General features: G+C 51.2%; 17 protein-coding genes. 4 read left to right on the forward strand and 13 right to left on the reverse strand.

Translation table 11 applies throughout. From position 1 onward, the window contains the following. Nucleotides 1-346: 346 nt before the first annotated feature. From B5E65_RS16815 to B5E65_RS00775, 4 genes are all read right to left on the reverse strand, one after another. On the reverse strand, nucleotides 347-1,159 hold the full coding sequence (locus B5E65_RS16815) for a YfjL-like protein (protein ID WP_481810345.1): 813 nt from the start codon (nucleotides 1,157-1,159) through the stop codon (nucleotides 347-349). A 3-nt stretch (nucleotides 1,160-1,162) separates the two neighbouring features. Next, nucleotides 1,163-1,681: a zf-HC2 domain-containing protein gene (locus B5E65_RS00765; RefSeq protein WP_158098477.1), complete on the reverse strand. Its 519-nt coding sequence runs from the start codon at nucleotides 1,679-1,681 to the stop codon at nucleotides 1,163-1,165. Beyond that, complete coding sequence (locus B5E65_RS00770; protein ID WP_087169871.1) at nucleotides 1,671-2,174, reverse strand: RNA polymerase sigma factor; 504 nt, start codon at nucleotides 2,172-2,174, stop codon at nucleotides 1,671-1,673. The genes B5E65_RS00765 and B5E65_RS00770 overlap by 11 nt, the downstream gene beginning before the upstream one ends. 66 nt (nucleotides 2,175-2,240) lie before the next feature. Beyond that, on the reverse strand, nucleotides 2,241-2,900 hold the full coding sequence (locus B5E65_RS00775) for a Crp/Fnr family transcriptional regulator (RefSeq protein WP_087169872.1): 660 nt from the start codon (nucleotides 2,898-2,900) through the stop codon (nucleotides 2,241-2,243). A 113-nt stretch (nucleotides 2,901-3,013) separates the two neighbouring features. Here B5E65_RS00775 and B5E65_RS00780 point away from each other — a divergent pair, with 113 nt between their 5' ends. From B5E65_RS00780 to B5E65_RS00795, 4 genes are all read left to right on the forward strand, one after another. After that, entirely contained in the window at nucleotides 3,014-3,859 is an 846-nt protein-coding gene (locus B5E65_RS00780; protein WP_087169873.1) for a YitT family protein, read from the forward strand. 149 nt (nucleotides 3,860-4,008) lie between these two features. After that, nucleotides 4,009-4,320 carry a PadR family transcriptional regulator gene (locus B5E65_RS00785; RefSeq protein ID WP_343286375.1) on the forward strand — a complete coding sequence of 104 codons (312 nt, stop codon included), beginning with the start codon at nucleotides 4,009-4,011 and terminating at the stop codon, nucleotides 4,318-4,320. Nucleotides 4,321-4,570: 250 nt separating this feature from the next. Beyond that, nucleotides 4,571-5,203, forward strand: coding sequence for a hypothetical protein (locus B5E65_RS16820; RefSeq protein WP_481810346.1), 633 nt, complete (start codon nucleotides 4,571-4,573; stop codon nucleotides 5,201-5,203). Then, on the forward strand, nucleotides 5,101-5,559 hold the full coding sequence (locus tag B5E65_RS00795; protein ID WP_143402937.1) for a hypothetical protein: 459 nt from the start codon (nucleotides 5,101-5,103) through the stop codon (nucleotides 5,557-5,559). Before B5E65_RS16820 ends, B5E65_RS00795 begins: the two co-directional genes overlap by 103 nt. A 67-nt stretch (nucleotides 5,560-5,626) precedes the next feature. Here B5E65_RS00795 and B5E65_RS00800 read toward each other — a convergent pair whose 3' ends face one another. The 9 genes from B5E65_RS00800 to B5E65_RS00845 form a co-directional block, all read right to left on the reverse strand. Next, nucleotides 5,627-7,300 carry a recombinase family protein gene (locus B5E65_RS00800; RefSeq protein WP_087169877.1) on the reverse strand — a complete coding sequence of 558 codons (1,674 nt, stop codon included), beginning with the start codon at nucleotides 7,298-7,300 and terminating at the stop codon, nucleotides 5,627-5,629. A gap of 47 nt (nucleotides 7,301-7,347) precedes the next feature. Continuing rightward, nucleotides 7,348-8,400 (reverse strand): virulence RhuM family protein, encoded by a 1,053-nt coding sequence (locus B5E65_RS00805; RefSeq protein ID WP_087170061.1) that lies wholly within the window; start codon nucleotides 8,398-8,400, stop codon nucleotides 7,348-7,350. Between the two features lie 458 nt (nucleotides 8,401-8,858). Further along, complete coding sequence (locus B5E65_RS00810; protein WP_070087484.1) at nucleotides 8,859-9,371, reverse strand: hypothetical protein; 513 nt, start codon at nucleotides 9,369-9,371, stop codon at nucleotides 8,859-8,861. Further along, complete coding sequence (locus B5E65_RS00815; RefSeq protein ID WP_087169878.1) at nucleotides 9,368-9,901, reverse strand: hypothetical protein; 534 nt, start codon at nucleotides 9,899-9,901, stop codon at nucleotides 9,368-9,370. The genes B5E65_RS00810 and B5E65_RS00815 overlap by 4 nt, the downstream gene beginning before the upstream one ends. A gap of 21 nt (nucleotides 9,902-9,922) precedes the next feature. Next, the gene (locus B5E65_RS00820; RefSeq protein WP_087169879.1) at nucleotides 9,923-10,252 is read right to left on the reverse strand and encodes a hypothetical protein; all 330 of its coding nucleotides are present in this window, start codon (nucleotides 10,250-10,252) and stop codon (nucleotides 9,923-9,925) included. Beyond that, nucleotides 10,249-11,064: a hypothetical protein gene (locus B5E65_RS00825; protein ID WP_087169880.1), complete on the reverse strand. Its 816-nt coding sequence runs from the start codon at nucleotides 11,062-11,064 to the stop codon at nucleotides 10,249-10,251. Before B5E65_RS00825 ends, B5E65_RS00820 begins: the two co-directional genes overlap by 4 nt. Nucleotides 11,065-11,308: 244 nt before the next feature. Continuing rightward, nucleotides 11,309-11,740: a hypothetical protein gene (locus B5E65_RS00835; protein WP_087169882.1), complete on the reverse strand. Its 432-nt coding sequence runs from the start codon at nucleotides 11,738-11,740 to the stop codon at nucleotides 11,309-11,311. Between the two features lie 33 nt (nucleotides 11,741-11,773). Next, the gene (locus tag B5E65_RS00840; RefSeq protein ID WP_087169883.1) at nucleotides 11,774-12,922 is read right to left on the reverse strand and encodes a DUF5104 domain-containing protein; all 1,149 of its coding nucleotides are present in this window, start codon (nucleotides 12,920-12,922) and stop codon (nucleotides 11,774-11,776) included. A gap of 18 nt (nucleotides 12,923-12,940) precedes the next feature. Then, on the reverse strand, nucleotides 12,941-14,236 hold the full coding sequence (locus B5E65_RS00845; protein WP_087169884.1) for a hypothetical protein: 1,296 nt from the start codon (nucleotides 14,234-14,236) through the stop codon (nucleotides 12,941-12,943). Nucleotides 14,237-14,367 lie beyond the last annotated feature (131 nt).

The raw sequence follows: 14,367 nt of genomic DNA on the forward strand, positions 1-14,367 counted from the left end.
GAATTCAATACCGTAGTGGTGGCCGACTCTCTGGAGGATCTGGAGAGCAAGCTGGGCATGACCATCAACCTGGAAGACGTTCACGGCCAGACCGAGGGCAAGATCTACTGCATCAAGGGCGCTGCTTACGTGTACTCCACCTGCGGCGGCCTGGATGTGGACACCAACATGAACCTGCTCAAGACCGACGGCACCGCCATCGACAATGTGTATGTGGTGGGCAACGACTCTCTGGGCGTGCTCAACGAGTCCAACAAGGCCTACGTCACCTACGGCGGCTGTGCTCAGGGCTGGGCCCTGACCTCCGGCCGTCTGGCCGGCGCCAACGCGGCGGCCCTGTTTTTGCTTATTTTTCCGCATCCCGGGCAGCGTGGTAGGCTTCGGCCTCTTTGGCTGCCTGTTCCACCCGCTCCACCAGTCCGTCCTCCACAATGTCATTATAGAGGAAATAGCGCGTTTCTACCTGGCGGTCATCACGGGGAATACTTCCGTCCGGATTCCGGGGGCCGTTCAGCACAAAGTCGATGCAATAAAAGGATACACCCGCCTCGTCAAACCGCCGGCGCACATCCAGCAGGATCTCAGCCGCCGCCTCAGCGGTCACCTCCTCCTGCCGCACATACAAGCAAAGCCGGCCGCACTCGGCTCCCAGCTGCTGCATATCATACTGCTTGTCCAGTTCCAGTTCACTCAGCAGCAAACCCGGCGGGGCCGGCTCGCCATACTCCTGATCCATCCACAGGCTGCCGTAGGCGATGTTGCTGTCATAGGGAAAGCCCGGGTCCTCGAACACCCGGTCGGCCAGGGCCCGGTATTCCGTCTCCAGCCGGTCCCAGGTATTCCAGCGGCCGGTCACAGAGGTCTGGTAGCTGTCCCACCAGAGCCGCCCCGTCATGGACAGGCTCAGGGTGAAGCGGGTGTCCATGCTGGAAGGGGAGACCACCTGCACGTTGTAGTCCCCCGATTTGAAGCTGTACCGCACCGATTCGATCACATAGTCGGTGCCCGGGTACACCTCGGCCAGATAGGCTTCGGCGCTGTGCCGGGCCAGCCAGCGGGACACCGGATTGCCCAGCAGGCCGTTGGCAAACCAGCCGATCCCGGCCAGCAAACAGAGCGCCAGCACCAGTGCGCCGATTTTCAGTATCCGTTTCGTCATCCGTCAGCCCTCCTTTTTCAAGGCAAAATGCAGCAGCCCGGCAATCAATACCCCGACCAGGGCGAACAGGCAATAAATTCCTGTCCAGATGAGCAGCGAGGCCGCGTCGATTACCGCCAGCCCGCGCAGCAGCTTCAGCAGCGCCACAACGCCGCAGAGCACCAGCAGAAGCAGGGGAATCCGCCACAACGCTTTCCAGCGGTACACCAGGTACCCCACCGCCCCCAGCGCGGGCATCAGCAGGCTGTTGTAGAACATGTCCACTCCCTCGGTCAGCTCCAGACCGAACAGAATCCCGGCCAGCAGCACAATGATCAGCGCCCCGCGCAGTTGGCGCCGTATCCTTCGCAGCAGTTCCTGGCCGTCCGGCGGCGGGGGCGCGGCATCGCCGGCCAGGGCCCGGCAGGCGGGGCAGCTGCGCAGATGGGCCTCCACCGCTGCCCGGCTGTCCTCACTGGCCACCCCGTCCTGCACCAGCGGCAGCAGATCCCGGCAGATATCGCAACTGATTTCACTGGCCATCGTATCCCTCCTTCTGCAATGCATCCCGTATGCGGGCCTTGGCCCGATGATCGATTACCCGGGCTGACGATTCCGATACCCCGCACGCCAGCCCGATTTCATAAAAGGAGTAGCCATCCAGCCGCATGGCCACAATTTTCCGGGTGCGGGGCGGTTCCTTGTCCAGCAGTCTGCGGACCCGCGCCAAAAGGTCGGTGTACCGGGCCAGATCCTCCGGGCTTTCGCCCCCGTCGGGCAAAAAATCCTGCAGGGCTTCCAGCTGCGGCTGCCGCTTCTTCTTTCGCAGCCAGGCCAGCCACCGGTGCCGCGCAATGGAAAACAACCAGGTTTTGCAGTCCGCCTCGCCGCGAAATCCGCGTATCGACCGCACGGCCTCCAGGAACACTTCCCCGGTCAGATCCTCCGCCAGAGAGGCATCCCGGCATAAGCTGTACAGATAGGCGTACACATCCCGGTGACAGGCGGCAAACAGTTCATCCAGCAATGCCTCCATATCGCCCCTCCTTTCACTGCATTAGTGCCCTTTTGCCCCGGTTTCGTTACAGGATCTGTCAAAAATTCAGGAGGCGGATTTTCCAAAACGCCCCAGAGCCTGGCGCAGCCCCTCCCGGTCCCGCACCCGGATCTTCCGGTAGCCGCATTCCACCCAGCCCTGACGCTGAAATTCTCCCAGCACGCGGGTCACCGTTACCCGCGAAAGCCCTACCACCAGCGCCAGGTCCTCATGGGTGTAGGGCAGTGCCCCGTCCACGATCCCTTTGTCGGGGTTGTCCACGGCGGTCTGCTCCAGCAAAAAGGCCGCCAGCCGTTCCCGCCGATCGTAAAGGTAGGCCCGCTTGACCAGGCGGGACAGGTAATCGCAGGTGTCGGACATCATCTGCAGCAGGGCACTGGTCAGTTCCCAGGAGCCGCAGAGCGCCGGCCCCAGTTCCGACAGGCGGCAGGCCACCAACTCCGTGTCGGTCACCGCCGAGACGGTCGTGGGACGGCAGGCGTCCTGCACAAAGGAGGATTCGCCGAAGATGCGCCCCTTTTCCACGATTTCCAGCGTGACCTCTTCGCCGCTTTCGGTGCTCAGATAGACCCGTACCCGGCCTTTCCGTATCAGGTACAGGATATCCGCCGAATCCTGCTGCATATAGATCAGCTCGCCGGCCCGATAATGCAGCAGCTGCCCCACGGCCTCAAACATGTCAAATTGCTCATCCCGTATGCGCATGACAATCTCTCCCTTTCTGCCCAAATTGTAACATGTATCACAATTCGGCACAATGGGTTGTGCTATAGTTGACTCTGTGCGCAGGGAAAAATGGGGGAAACGGGGGAGTATATATGAAAAAAGGCATCTATTGCACGGCGTCCATTTTGGCGGGAAACCTGCTGGTCGCTTTTGCCATCAGCACCCTGATGCTGGATCACAGCATTGTGGTGGGCGGCGTCAGCGGTCTGGGCGTGGTAGCGCAGAATTATCTGCATATTCCGGTCAGTCTGGGTGCGGCCGTGGCCAATGGGGCGCTGTTCCTGGCAGGCTGGCTGGTGCTGGGCAGGGCGTTTGCTCTTACCACATTGGCCTCTACCTTTGTATTTCCGCTGTTTCTGCGCCTGTTTGAGCGGTGCCCCGGCCTGAACGGATGGATGCCGGATCCGCTGGCGGCAAGCGTAATTGCCGGTTGCCTGATTGGGCTGGGTATCGGCCTGGTCATCCGGGCAGGTGCTTCCACCGGCGGCGTGGATATTCTGGCACTGATTCTGAACAAAAAGCGCCATATCCCGGTGCATCTGTCCCTGTATGCCATCGACCTTACCATCCTGCTGCTGCAGATTCCGCTGCGGGATGTAACCCAGATCTTCTACGGCCTGGTGGCCACGGCGCTCAGTTCCATGGTGCTGAACAAGACCCTCAGCGCCGGTTCCAGCCTGAGCCAGATGGTGGTGGTCAGCGACCATTATGAAGAGATCCGCCAGGCGGTGCTGCATCAGCTGGATGCCGGTGCCACCCTGCTGGCGGTTGAAAAAGGGTATACCGGCCAGGAATCCAAGATCCTGCTGACGGTGGTGCCCTACCGCAAACTGCCGGCTTTGCGGGCCTGTATCAGCGGAATCGACCCCACTGCGTTTGTGATTGTGTCCCATGTGGATGAAGTGAACGGAAAAGGCTTCACGCTGGCCCGTCTGTAAACAAAATACCGGAACGAAAATTCCCGGCCTGCGCAAAGCAGACCGGGAATTTTTTGCGTGCGGCCCATCTCGATTGGCAATATCGCGACGCGATGTTGCAATATCGTTAGACGATATTACCCCGCAGCAGAAAGAAAAGGGGGGATTGTGTGGGAGAAAAAGAGCGCAGCGCTCTCACCGAACCGATGTTTTACATTCTGATGTCCTTTCTGAAACAGGAGCGGTGCGGCACGGAAATTACAGAGTATGTGGCCCGGAAAACCGGCGGCAGGATTCATCTTGGCCCGGGCACCCTGTATACGCTGCTGGGCAAATTTCAGGACGAGCGGCTGATTGAAGAAAGCAGCGTGGCAGGCCGCAAGCGGACCTACCGTTTGACCGAGAAAGGGCGCAAGGCCTATCGGGAGGAACTGGAACGGCTGAAAACCTGTGTTCGTGACGGAGAGGAGGCTCTTTTATGAAAATGACCCGCAAACTACTTCCCTTGTCACTCTATGACGGCCCCGGCATGGAAAGCTGGCTGGAATCCCGGGCCAATGAAGGGCTGTTTCCGGTGAAGCTGGGCTATTTTCAGGCAGTTTTTAGCCCGATCGGGGTGCCCGGCACCCGCTTCCGCCTGGTGGTCAAGGCGGGGAAAGAGGAGGAAATGCCCCGCAGGAGCGGGAGCTCTTTGAAGAAGCCGGCTGGCGGTATATCAGCTCTGTCTCCAGCGTGTACTATCTCTTTTGCGCCACCGACCCCAACGCCGCGGAAATCTATTCCGACCGGGAAAGCCGGGGAATCTCTTTGGAGCCAATCCGAAAGCGGATCATCTCCTGCCGGTGCAGGAGGTGGGCCGGTTATGCAATCCTGGCGGCGCTACTGGTCTGGGCGATGTTCTTTTACAGCAGCGAATATGACATTCAGTCTGACCGCGCCGCCCGGCTGCCGCTGCAGCTTCTGATTCTGTTCCGACCGAACGCTCTGCTGCTTGCGGCCTGTATGATTGGGATTTGGGTACAATCGGTTCAGGATAGCCGGCTGCTCCACCGCACCTACCAGGCCCTGATCCAGGGGCTTGCCCCGCCGTCCTCCAAAGGCCCCCGCAAAGCGATCCTGTGTCAGAAGGTGGTCTTTTTGGTATTGCTGGCATTGATGGTAGCATCCAGCGCTGCCCAGGTCTGGAGCCAGTGGGCCCGTTTTCCGCTGGAGGATGTTCCGGCAGATATGTCTCGCTGCAATCGCTGGAGCAGCAAACGGTTTTGCCTTGGGAGGAACTGCCGGACCAGCCTTCTTTGGATGGAAAAGCGGAGAACTATGCCCAGCTGGACTTCTCGCTTCTTGCGCCGGGCTGGTATACGGTGACCCAGAAAGGGTACAGCCCGCAGAGCGGTTCGCAGCCTAACTATTTTTCGCCAGACCCGGAAAACGGCGAGGCACGCTATGCGCCCAGCCTGGACGCGACCTATTTTGATCTGCTGATGCCGGCCCTTGCCCGCCCGGTGGCACAGGCACAGATGGACCTGTATCGCCTTGTAAATCTGAGATGGACGTATGAGGAAAGCGCCTGGCCCGGCCTGGATTTTGTGATCCACGCCACCGAACCGGGCGGTGTCTGGCAGAGGCTTGCCATCGGAAAAGGCAGCCGTGTGGCAGTATTCCGCTACGCCGGGCAGGAGGATCTGAAAGCGCGCCTGCCGCTGCTGTCACAGACCCTGTGAAACCAAACAAAAACAGGACGCCCCGCCTGTTGGCCGGGGCGTCCTGTTTTGATTTGAAATGAAATATTTATCGGGAAAGCAGAATCACCGTTTCGACTTGCTCTTTATCGTCCAAACTGATACTCGTATCTTCCTCAATGATCGGCAGCTTAAATTTAAAGGATTTCAACCACTGCCCATTGGGCTGACGCTCCGGGTAAATCTGAATCTCAGAGATCAGCATCTCCATCAACTGACGCCGCTCCACATCGTTCATCACGCCATACAGCTTCTCAAAGTAAATCAGCACTTTATAGATATTGTCGCCGGTCAGCTTTTCTGCTTCAATGGCCTGCTTTTTAGCTCTGGCAGCAATCAGCGACGATTCTGTATCTTCAATCTTATCATACATCCTGTAAAGGCGGTCATCAAGATCAGCCTTGCGCCGCACATAGTGCCGGTCATCCGGGTCGAGAGAGTCAATTTCTTCTGCCAGCTTTGATTTGATGGAATAGTGCTGGCGAAGCTGCTTTTCGTAATTTGCAATCTCCTGGTCAATGGCGGCAGTATCCACCTTCATGTTGATTTTTTCCTGCATCATGGCAGCAAACTTCGGATTGCTCACTAGCTTTACAATGACTTCTGCCACGGCATCGTCCAGCAGTTCTTCCCGAATCTGCTTCTTGTAATCGCACTTGTGCCCACGTATCATGGAGCGGTGCTTGCAACCGTAGTAGTAAAAATCCTTATACTTGGTGCCGTCCGCTTTGTGCTTGATGCTTTTGTTCCCATACATTCCTGCCTCGCAGACAGGGCACTTTACAATGCCGGAAAGAAGATGTACATGCTCGTCCTTCCCGCGGTTGACGTGTTCATACTTTTTTGCTTGTGCCAGCAGCTTCACCTGCGCCGCTTGCCAGACTTCTTCTGAAACAATCGCTTCATGCTGCCCGTCTGCAAGCAAATAGTTGTCCTGCTCCACCAGTTTATATTCGTATCTTGTGCCACGAACTTTTTCCGTCTTGCGTCGGCCATAGGCGATTTTCCCGCAGTACACCGGATTTTTCAAAATCAAGCGAATCAAATGTGCGTCAAACAGAGGATTCTTCCCATTCTGCCGGGGGATTTTGCGGATGCCATGGTTCTCCAGATATTTAGCGATTCCGTTTGCACCAATATCCGTATGTACATACTGGTCATAGATGACGCGGATCGCCTCCGCTTCTTCCTCGTTGATAATCAGTTTCCCATCCACCAGCTGATACCCATAGGGGGCAAAGCCACCGTTCCAGCGGCCCTCCCTTGCTTTTTGGATACGGCCCTCCATGGTTTGGACACGGATATTTTCGCGCTCAATCTCCGCCACAGCAGACAGGACGGAGATCATCAATTTGCCCGCGTCTTTGGAAGAATCAATGCCGTCCTCCACACATACCAGATTGACGCCAAAATCCTGAATGACCTGAAGGGAAGAAAGCACGTCCGCCGCATTTCTGCCGAAGCGGGACAATTTGAATACCAGAACATAGGACACGCCATCTTTTCCGGATTTGATGTCCTCCATCATCTGGCTGAATTGCGCCCGGCCTTCAATGGATTTTCCAGACTTTCCCGCGTCCTCATATTCACCGACGATCTCATAATCGTTATAGTCTGCGTAGGCTTTCATTTTGGCTTTCTGTGCATCCAGCGAATAGCCATCCACCTGCATAGCGGTGGAGACTCTGGTATAGGTGTAAACTTTTATCTTCTCTTTCTGCATCTTAATCTTCCTCATGTGGTGCCAATCGAAAAATTGGATTGGCTATTTTAACTTGGATTAGAAGTATCATCCTGCTTTTCCGCTTCCGTCTTGGCCGTTTTCCCCAACTGTTTGATGGTCTTCAGATATTCTTCCTCGACAGGGGAAAGGGTTTGTGCTTGATAACGTTTATATTCTGCTTTCGCTTTTTCCATCGCCTGTGCATGACTGATTTTCCCTGCATGGGTCAATACTTCTTCCCCAGTCGCCCGAAGAATGTTATCCAGCTGCTCCACATAATCACTCATATACATGGGCCGGTGACGAATGGCTTGCACCTCGGCAAAGTCGAAATAACCGGATACCATTTGATTCAGAACCCGCAGTTCTTCCTCCGTCAGATAATTCTTGGCAATCCCAATATCTTTTGCCGTGGGAAAATCCCCGGAAAAGGTGGTAAGCCCCATAAATGGCTTATCCGCATCGGCCCGCTCATAGATCACTTCCGCAGCCGTATGTCCATGCGCTGCACAATGAAGCTTGTTCTGCACCATTTTGAAAAACGCAACAGATTCCGCACTTCTGGGGTTATAGTCCACGCTGGTGGCGTACAAGTCCAACACTTGACGATACATGACTTTTTCCGAAGAACGAATGTCCCGAATCCGTTCCAGCAGTTCGCGCCAATAGTTGCCACCGCCCAAATTTTTTAGGCGCTCATCGTCCATCGTGAAGCCCTTGATCATATATTCTTTTAGGCGCTCAGTGGCCCACCGGCGAAACTGGGTGGCAATCAAAGATTTTACTCTGTACCCCAAAGAAATGATCATGTCCAGATTATAGAAAGGCAGCTCTCTGGTTACTTGCCGGTTGCCCTCCATTCGAACCTGTCGGAATTTCCGACAGGTTGAAGTCTCATCCAGTTCGCCTTCTTCATAGATGTGGCCGATATGCTCCACAATGTTGCTTCTGGACGTATGGAACAGTTCCGCCATCTGCTGCTGTGTCAGCCAAACGGTTTCGTCCACAAACCGGCATTCTACCTTTGTAAGTCCATCTTCCGCCTGATAAATTACAATCTCACCCTGGCCCTGATTTGGTCTCATTTTATCTTCCGCCATTTGTTCACGCTCCCATCTGATTCCGTTTTTATGTTCCAAGAGGACAGAGAGTAGACCCATCCTCTTGTTTGGACACTTATATCACGTTTATTATATCATGCAGCAATTTTGCTTTCAACTGCTTCCGCATTGAACTCAGAGTCTTTTTTATTTACCTCCTGTTTTTGGGCGTAAAAAAAGGGCTCAACTTTTCAGTCAAGCCCCCGTGGGAAGTTCCTCCTTTCTCCGCCAAGATACAAAAATACCGCCCGTAGTCTCGTTTGGGCGGTACTTTTTGTAAGATTGGCAGTCCATTATTAAGTTTTTTATTATGTTCCCTTTGTACACCGTTGCAAGGGTTTCCACCGAGACATGTCTGGACTTTGTATATATGGTCGTTTTGTTCAAGATCCCTATCCCGGTGTTTCGATTAACCCTGCGTACCACTTCCCTTATGCTGTCGTAGCAATAACTTCCTCTCAGCGTGCCGACACAGCCCGTCCGGTATGCTCATAATACACAAGAACCGCAGTTCCATTTCCTGTCTGGCTCATCATCGTATAGTCATCTGCTGATATTTCCACACGGGTCCTTAATCCCTGAGAATCCGTCCCCATCAGATAATAATGATGCGAAAAAATGCTGGTATGCGCTTGTGTTTCACTTACTTCTATATCTGTCAGCGTGACCGTCTTCGTACCCGACGCCAGATCAGCGGCAAAATCCTTCGTAAACCACATGCAGACTGCCGCACAGAAAACCGCGATGATCACTCCTGCTGTTTTGTTACTTTTTTCCCCTGTTTTCCAGTTATGTATGACCCGCACGACCACATAGATGCACACGATCCATATGACGGATATATTGCAGAATTCATCCAGTAACACCAGCTCTCCTGTCTTAGGCAGAAGCAGACCGGCAACTATGACCGCCAGTACAAGAACACAGAGAATGATCTCATATTTTGTTATTTTTCTTCTCACTTTGCTCATGATTCGGTTCCTTCCATTAGACTTACAAGATCATTTCTCCATGAAAATTCCTTTGCATAATCAATGCATGCTTTCCCAAAATTGTCTTTTTCATAGATATTTGAACCGTGATCTATTAAATATTGATATACCGGCATAGCCGTCTCTGTCGGCAGCTTTACAACAGTAATCGCATAATTAAGTGGAATTGCCCCATATTTGTCTTTGGCGTTTATGTCCACCCCAGCCTCAACCAGCAGCTGAGTTACTTTTAATATGTACTGTGGATCGGGCCTCATAACCGAAAAGTAAAATATATGCAGTGCATTTCTTTGATCTTTTGGACTTTTAAAGTTAACATCCGCCCCCTCAGATATTAAAAATCGAATCATCTTTATTTTTTCGTCTGTGTTGTGGTCATTGACAAACAGTAACTGAAACAAACTTAATCCTGTATACTTATGGAATAGATTCGGATCACCTGTATAAAACTTCCGGAAGTCCGAATAAGTTGCGTCTCTTACCGCATCAAAAATGTCTGTAATCCTCATAAATCTCACTCCTAAAATCACTCAATCTTGCTCAATAACTTTATCGTCCGTTTCCTGCAAATATCTTTCTGTATCGAAATGTGATTCAAGAATGTTTTTCAAGAATTCAGTTTCTACAACTCTGTCATTCTCATACAGTACAATTTCCGCTCCTTTTTTCTGTAACTCATCAATCAGTTCATTCATATGCTGCAGTCCGTCTATGTTATCCAGACTGCATATATCAATATAGCCATTATTACTTAAGCATTCTTTTATTTCCATAAGGGAACGATTCAGCATTTTTCTGATCAAGGGAATATATTTCTTTTCATTCCCATCTTTAATAACTTTAAACTTTATTTCACTCATGATGTATTCTCCCGGTCTTTTTTCCACTGTTGCATCTTCTTTCTCGTTTTCTCATTCCACCATGCTTTTTCGTCAACCTTTTTCAAATATGACGGCATTCTCTCGATACATTTCTTCCGCAATTCTCCTGCATCTTCTATAAGGTCTGCAAGAACTCTGCTCTCTTTCCTGGGTTCTTTTTCTTTCAGATATTCTGTGTAAATTACCCTGAATATACTGCTGAGTTCATCTGCCTTTTTCCTGTCTGTGCGTCCCGGGAAAATATGATAACAGGACCAGAGATATGCGTTAAGTTCCCGGATCTTCTGAACACTGACCTGAACTCCAAGGTCAATTTTTACCATATCACCGGTCGCATAAAGGAATATCAACGGTGTTGTGTCCCGATTCATTACACTGTAAGTTACTTCAGCCCCTCCTAAGATCACAAGTTCTTTCGGAACATATCTTCCATTAATCCGGAGCCAGTGCACACTTTCAGCAAAGTCTGTCCACCGCATTGATTCTGTCTTCAACTCAGTGATCGTCTCAAAATTTTCTTGTTCGATCAGCTCCTCCTGCTCTTCTTTTGTAAACCGCCTGTTCAGAGCGGGCAGACTCTGGTATGTTGTTCTATAATATCGGAGCAGGCGCGGCAGCGTCAGGACTGCGCCCGCCAATGCAAGAACACACGCTGCCAGCGACGGAATATTCTCCGGGCGCGCCAGTATCCCGGCGAAGCCTGCGAGCGCCAGCATTCCCCATGCACACAGGGCAAGGTTTTTCTTAATGGGGTATCCTCTCCGCCATTCTGTTTTTCTCAACTGTTTCATTATTTTTCCGCTGTCAGCTTCGCGATTTTATCTATCTCAAAAAGTACAGGACTTTGATAATCCGTCGTTTCGTCAGCAAAGCACCGCGCTATGCTGTTCCAGTGGATATCCGGGAGTTCATTAACATTATCGCAGGATATGATCTGCTGCATAACGTCGTATATTTTTTTGATTATTCCCGAATACTGTAACTGCATACTATAATCGGAACAGAGTATCTGTATGACTTTTTCACAATGCTGTTTTATCTCTTCCATGTGCTTTGGCGAACCTCATCTAACCACTTCATAAAAATCTCGCTTGAATCTATCCCCGTCTTTGCGGAACAGATACTTTCATACTTATATTCCGTGTCTATTTTACCGCTTTTACAGTCATAGATTATTTTTAATTCTGTGGGGACAGGTTTTCCGTAATGTATGCATATTTGTCTTATCTTCTCCAGATCTGATTCTCCAAGATCCAGAAAATCCCATATCGCGTCCGGATCGGCAGCTATATTATTTGTTGTTTTAATCTGACCGTCAATGTTGAAAAATGCATTGAAAGAAATACTGCTTTCTTCGATGGAGCCATAAGCATAAACCTTATCTGCCCTGTTGCCCGCGAATTCGACGCATAGTGCAACAATCCGCGACTGGGCCTCCATAAATTCATCTTCAAATACTCTGTCCATAGCCTCCTCCTTTGAAACAATACTTATTTTCCCCTAACTTCCGCTGTATTCTCCTGACAGGAGCATATCCCTCACTTCATCGTACTCGTCCGGCAGCGCCTGCGACAACAAGCCGGACGCTTCTACACGGAAGACCGTTCCGTCATCATATAATACAGCCAGCACCATATGCTGGGGATCTGTGATTTCCTCTTCACCCGTTCCGGATTCCCAGTCAAAAACACCATACTTGTCTAACGCCTCAACAATCTGCTGTCCATCCGCATAATATCCGCCCTGTACCTGGTGGAGATCATCAAAAAGATACGCATCCGACGTTCGATATCTTTTACTGTCCAACAGATCATAGTATACACATTCTGTACTTGTGTTCTTATTTTCCATAAAAGCGACAGCATATACATTTTCCGTAAAGTCAGATGTGCGTTCTTCTATGCCGTCTTCAAGGAGATAACTTACATCATACATGCCGAATTTGCGTTCCGGTTCGTATTCTTCCAGGAGCAAAGGTATGTTGAGCGTATCCACATCTTCTGTCGTGATGTCAAAATCCTCAATAAACTGTTCCAGATCAACTTTGCTGTACTGTTCTTTTGTAAGTCCTGCCGCCCGGATCAGTTCTTCCGGAGTGATCAGCCTCTGTTCCGAATACGTCTCTTCCCCGGTTTCTGTCACATAGATACCCGGTTTCTGATCCAGACTCCAGAGAAATTCATCCTTGTTAAAAGTTTCTTCCGTAGTGATCTCTATCGCAGTAAGCCCTTCTTTATCCGGTTCTTCTCTGTAAAAAGGAATATAAATATATGCGATTTCATATTGTGCTTCATCTGTAATAACCGAATAGTGCCCTCTCAATTCCCGCCATGTTATTTTTCCGTGTTCACTTTTTTCATGGGAACTTGCATTTCCTTTCCAGCTTTTGCATTCGCCCTGAAAAAACTCTATGAATTCTTCCGCCTGTTCCGTTAAGTTTAACGTACTTTCCCCGGCATACTGCGAAAATAATCCCGTCAGCGCTTTTGCATCTTCCTTCTCTGCGCACCTGATAATGTTTTCTATCATTTCATCCGCCAATTCTTCATCAGAACGATATGCATTGGATGATCCCCGCTTGAAAACGATGCATCCGCTCAAACTGCATACAAGGGCGCAGCATACGATAAGCAGTAATACCTTCCTCATAAATTCTCTTCCTTTCAGCTAATATACGGTCACTTTCCCGCTCCCGGATATCGCGCACTCCGCCTCTTCGGTATAGATATCTTCCCGGAGTTTATCCTCATAATCAGATCTGCCAATCTGTTTCCACGCTTCAGACTCTGCCATGCGCAGATAGATCCCAGCCGGCACGCCCTGACAGTTCTCCGTCAGCCAGTCCGGTACGGCTTCCAAAAATGTCTCGTACTGGCCTGAACATAGGGCCTCATCCATAAAAATATACGTCACAGCGGAAACCTCCTTTAAAAACGATTCTCCATCCGCCGCACCGTTTCCTCCATCCTTAATTTCCGTGTATATCTTTATCCCTTCAGAAGGCAGATACTGCTCCGCAAATATGCGGACCTGCTCTTCGTAGGAAGGGCGCTTCAGAATTTCTCCGTAATCATCTTCATACCGGTACAGGCCGTTTTCATAGGTACGGTACACTGTCACGACATCCGATTCACCGCCCTGTTCCGGATACACCTTTAGGTGTTCCTGCTCGACGGCGTCTCCCGGCGCGTAGGATATATAATGAAACTGCTGCTCATATTTCCCTTCGATCCAGTCCAGCATCTGCACGACAGATGTAACGACCCCTTTCTGTGTATCGGTCAGTCCCTCATAAGGCCCGGTAAGGCCTGTCATGTCCATAACCTCTTCCTGTCTGGCACCAAGCCATGCGCCGCCGTCATAGCTGGCCTTCCATTCGCCGGGCCCGAAGGTGATGCTCCCGTCCGGAAATGTGCCTTCACCGACAGTCAGCCCCGTATGGCAGTTCACGATCTTTGCGCTGACACTCCAGTTTGGATCCCCTGTTTCCATGATTCCGGTCAGGACATCCGATGTCGTGATCGTCAACAGCATCTTTGCCTGTAGAATACCGTCGATATTCTCGTCGATATGATATATGAAACGGCTGTGATCGGTATCCGCCTCTACATAATAGCCCTGTTCGTCTTTCTCCATATCTTCCAGCACATCGTCAATGGACCCGGCGTACATCTCTATAAGTTCTTCTTTCTGCGTCGGCGTCACTTCCAGAATTAGATCATCCCCGTCACGCCTTACATCGGTACAGTAATCTTCAAAAGCCTCCATGTTGTCCTCGATATCTGTATTGGCAAACTTAAATATCGAGGCAGGTATGGTAATCTTCTCTGTCATCTCCGGCAATGTTTTTCCGGCATCCGGGTCCTGGACCTGACCTGCTGCCGGAGCGCCCGCACAGGCGCTGCAGACGAGTACCGAAGCAGCTGTCACCGCTGCGAGCACTGTTTTATATAGCTTGTCCATCCTCTTCACTCCTCTGAAAACACATTTCTATGCTGATAATAATACCATATTCAAGCTGTAAAAGTTACCGTTTTTATAGATTTTTTCATCTCAGATCTGCTAAGAACGGCAACACCCCAGGCAGTCAGGGT

This window comes from Gemmiger sp. An120 (genome assembly GCF_002160955.1).
GTDB lineage: Bacteria > Bacillota > Clostridia > Oscillospirales > Ruminococcaceae > Gemmiger_A > Gemmiger_A avium.

Excerpts from the sequence above, each read along its gene's own strand:
- B5E65_RS16815 (WP_481810345.1), bottom strand. The coding sequence starts at position 1,159 with ATGACGAAACGGATACTGAAAATCGGCGCACTGGTGCTGGCGCTCTGT.
- B5E65_RS00765 (WP_158098477.1), bottom strand. The coding sequence starts at position 1,681 with ATGGCCAGTGAAATCAGTTGCGATATCTGCCGGGATCTGCTGCCGCTG.
- B5E65_RS00770 (WP_087169871.1), bottom strand. The coding sequence starts at position 2,174 with ATGGAGGCATTGCTGGATGAACTGTTTGCCGCCTGTCACCGGGATGTG.
- B5E65_RS00775 (WP_087169872.1), bottom strand. The coding sequence starts at position 2,900 with ATGCGCATACGGGATGAGCAATTTGACATGTTTGAGGCCGTGGGGCAG.
- B5E65_RS00780 (WP_087169873.1), top strand. The coding sequence starts at position 3,014 with ATGAAAAAAGGCATCTATTGCACGGCGTCCATTTTGGCGGGAAACCTG.
- B5E65_RS00800 (WP_087169877.1), bottom strand. The coding sequence starts at position 7,300 with ATGCAGAAAGAGAAGATAAAAGTTTACACCTATACCAGAGTCTCCACC.
- B5E65_RS00805 (WP_087170061.1), bottom strand. The coding sequence starts at position 8,400 with ATGGCGGAAGATAAAATGAGACCAAATCAGGGCCAGGGTGAGATTGTA.
- B5E65_RS00810 (WP_070087484.1), bottom strand. The coding sequence starts at position 9,371 with ATGAGCAAAGTGAGAAGAAAAATAACAAAATATGAGATCATTCTCTGT.
- B5E65_RS00815 (WP_087169878.1), bottom strand. The coding sequence starts at position 9,901 with ATGAGGATTACAGACATTTTTGATGCGGTAAGAGACGCAACTTATTCG.
- B5E65_RS00820 (WP_087169879.1), bottom strand. The coding sequence starts at position 10,252 with ATGAGTGAAATAAAGTTTAAAGTTATTAAAGATGGGAATGAAAAGAAA.
- B5E65_RS00825 (WP_087169880.1), bottom strand. The coding sequence starts at position 11,064 with ATGAAACAGTTGAGAAAAACAGAATGGCGGAGAGGATACCCCATTAAG.
- B5E65_RS00835 (WP_087169882.1), bottom strand. The coding sequence starts at position 11,740 with ATGGACAGAGTATTTGAAGATGAATTTATGGAGGCCCAGTCGCGGATT.
- B5E65_RS00840 (WP_087169883.1), bottom strand. The coding sequence starts at position 12,922 with ATGAGGAAGGTATTACTGCTTATCGTATGCTGCGCCCTTGTATGCAGT.
- B5E65_RS00845 (WP_087169884.1), bottom strand. The coding sequence starts at position 14,236 with ATGGACAAGCTATATAAAACAGTGCTCGCAGCGGTGACAGCTGCTTCG.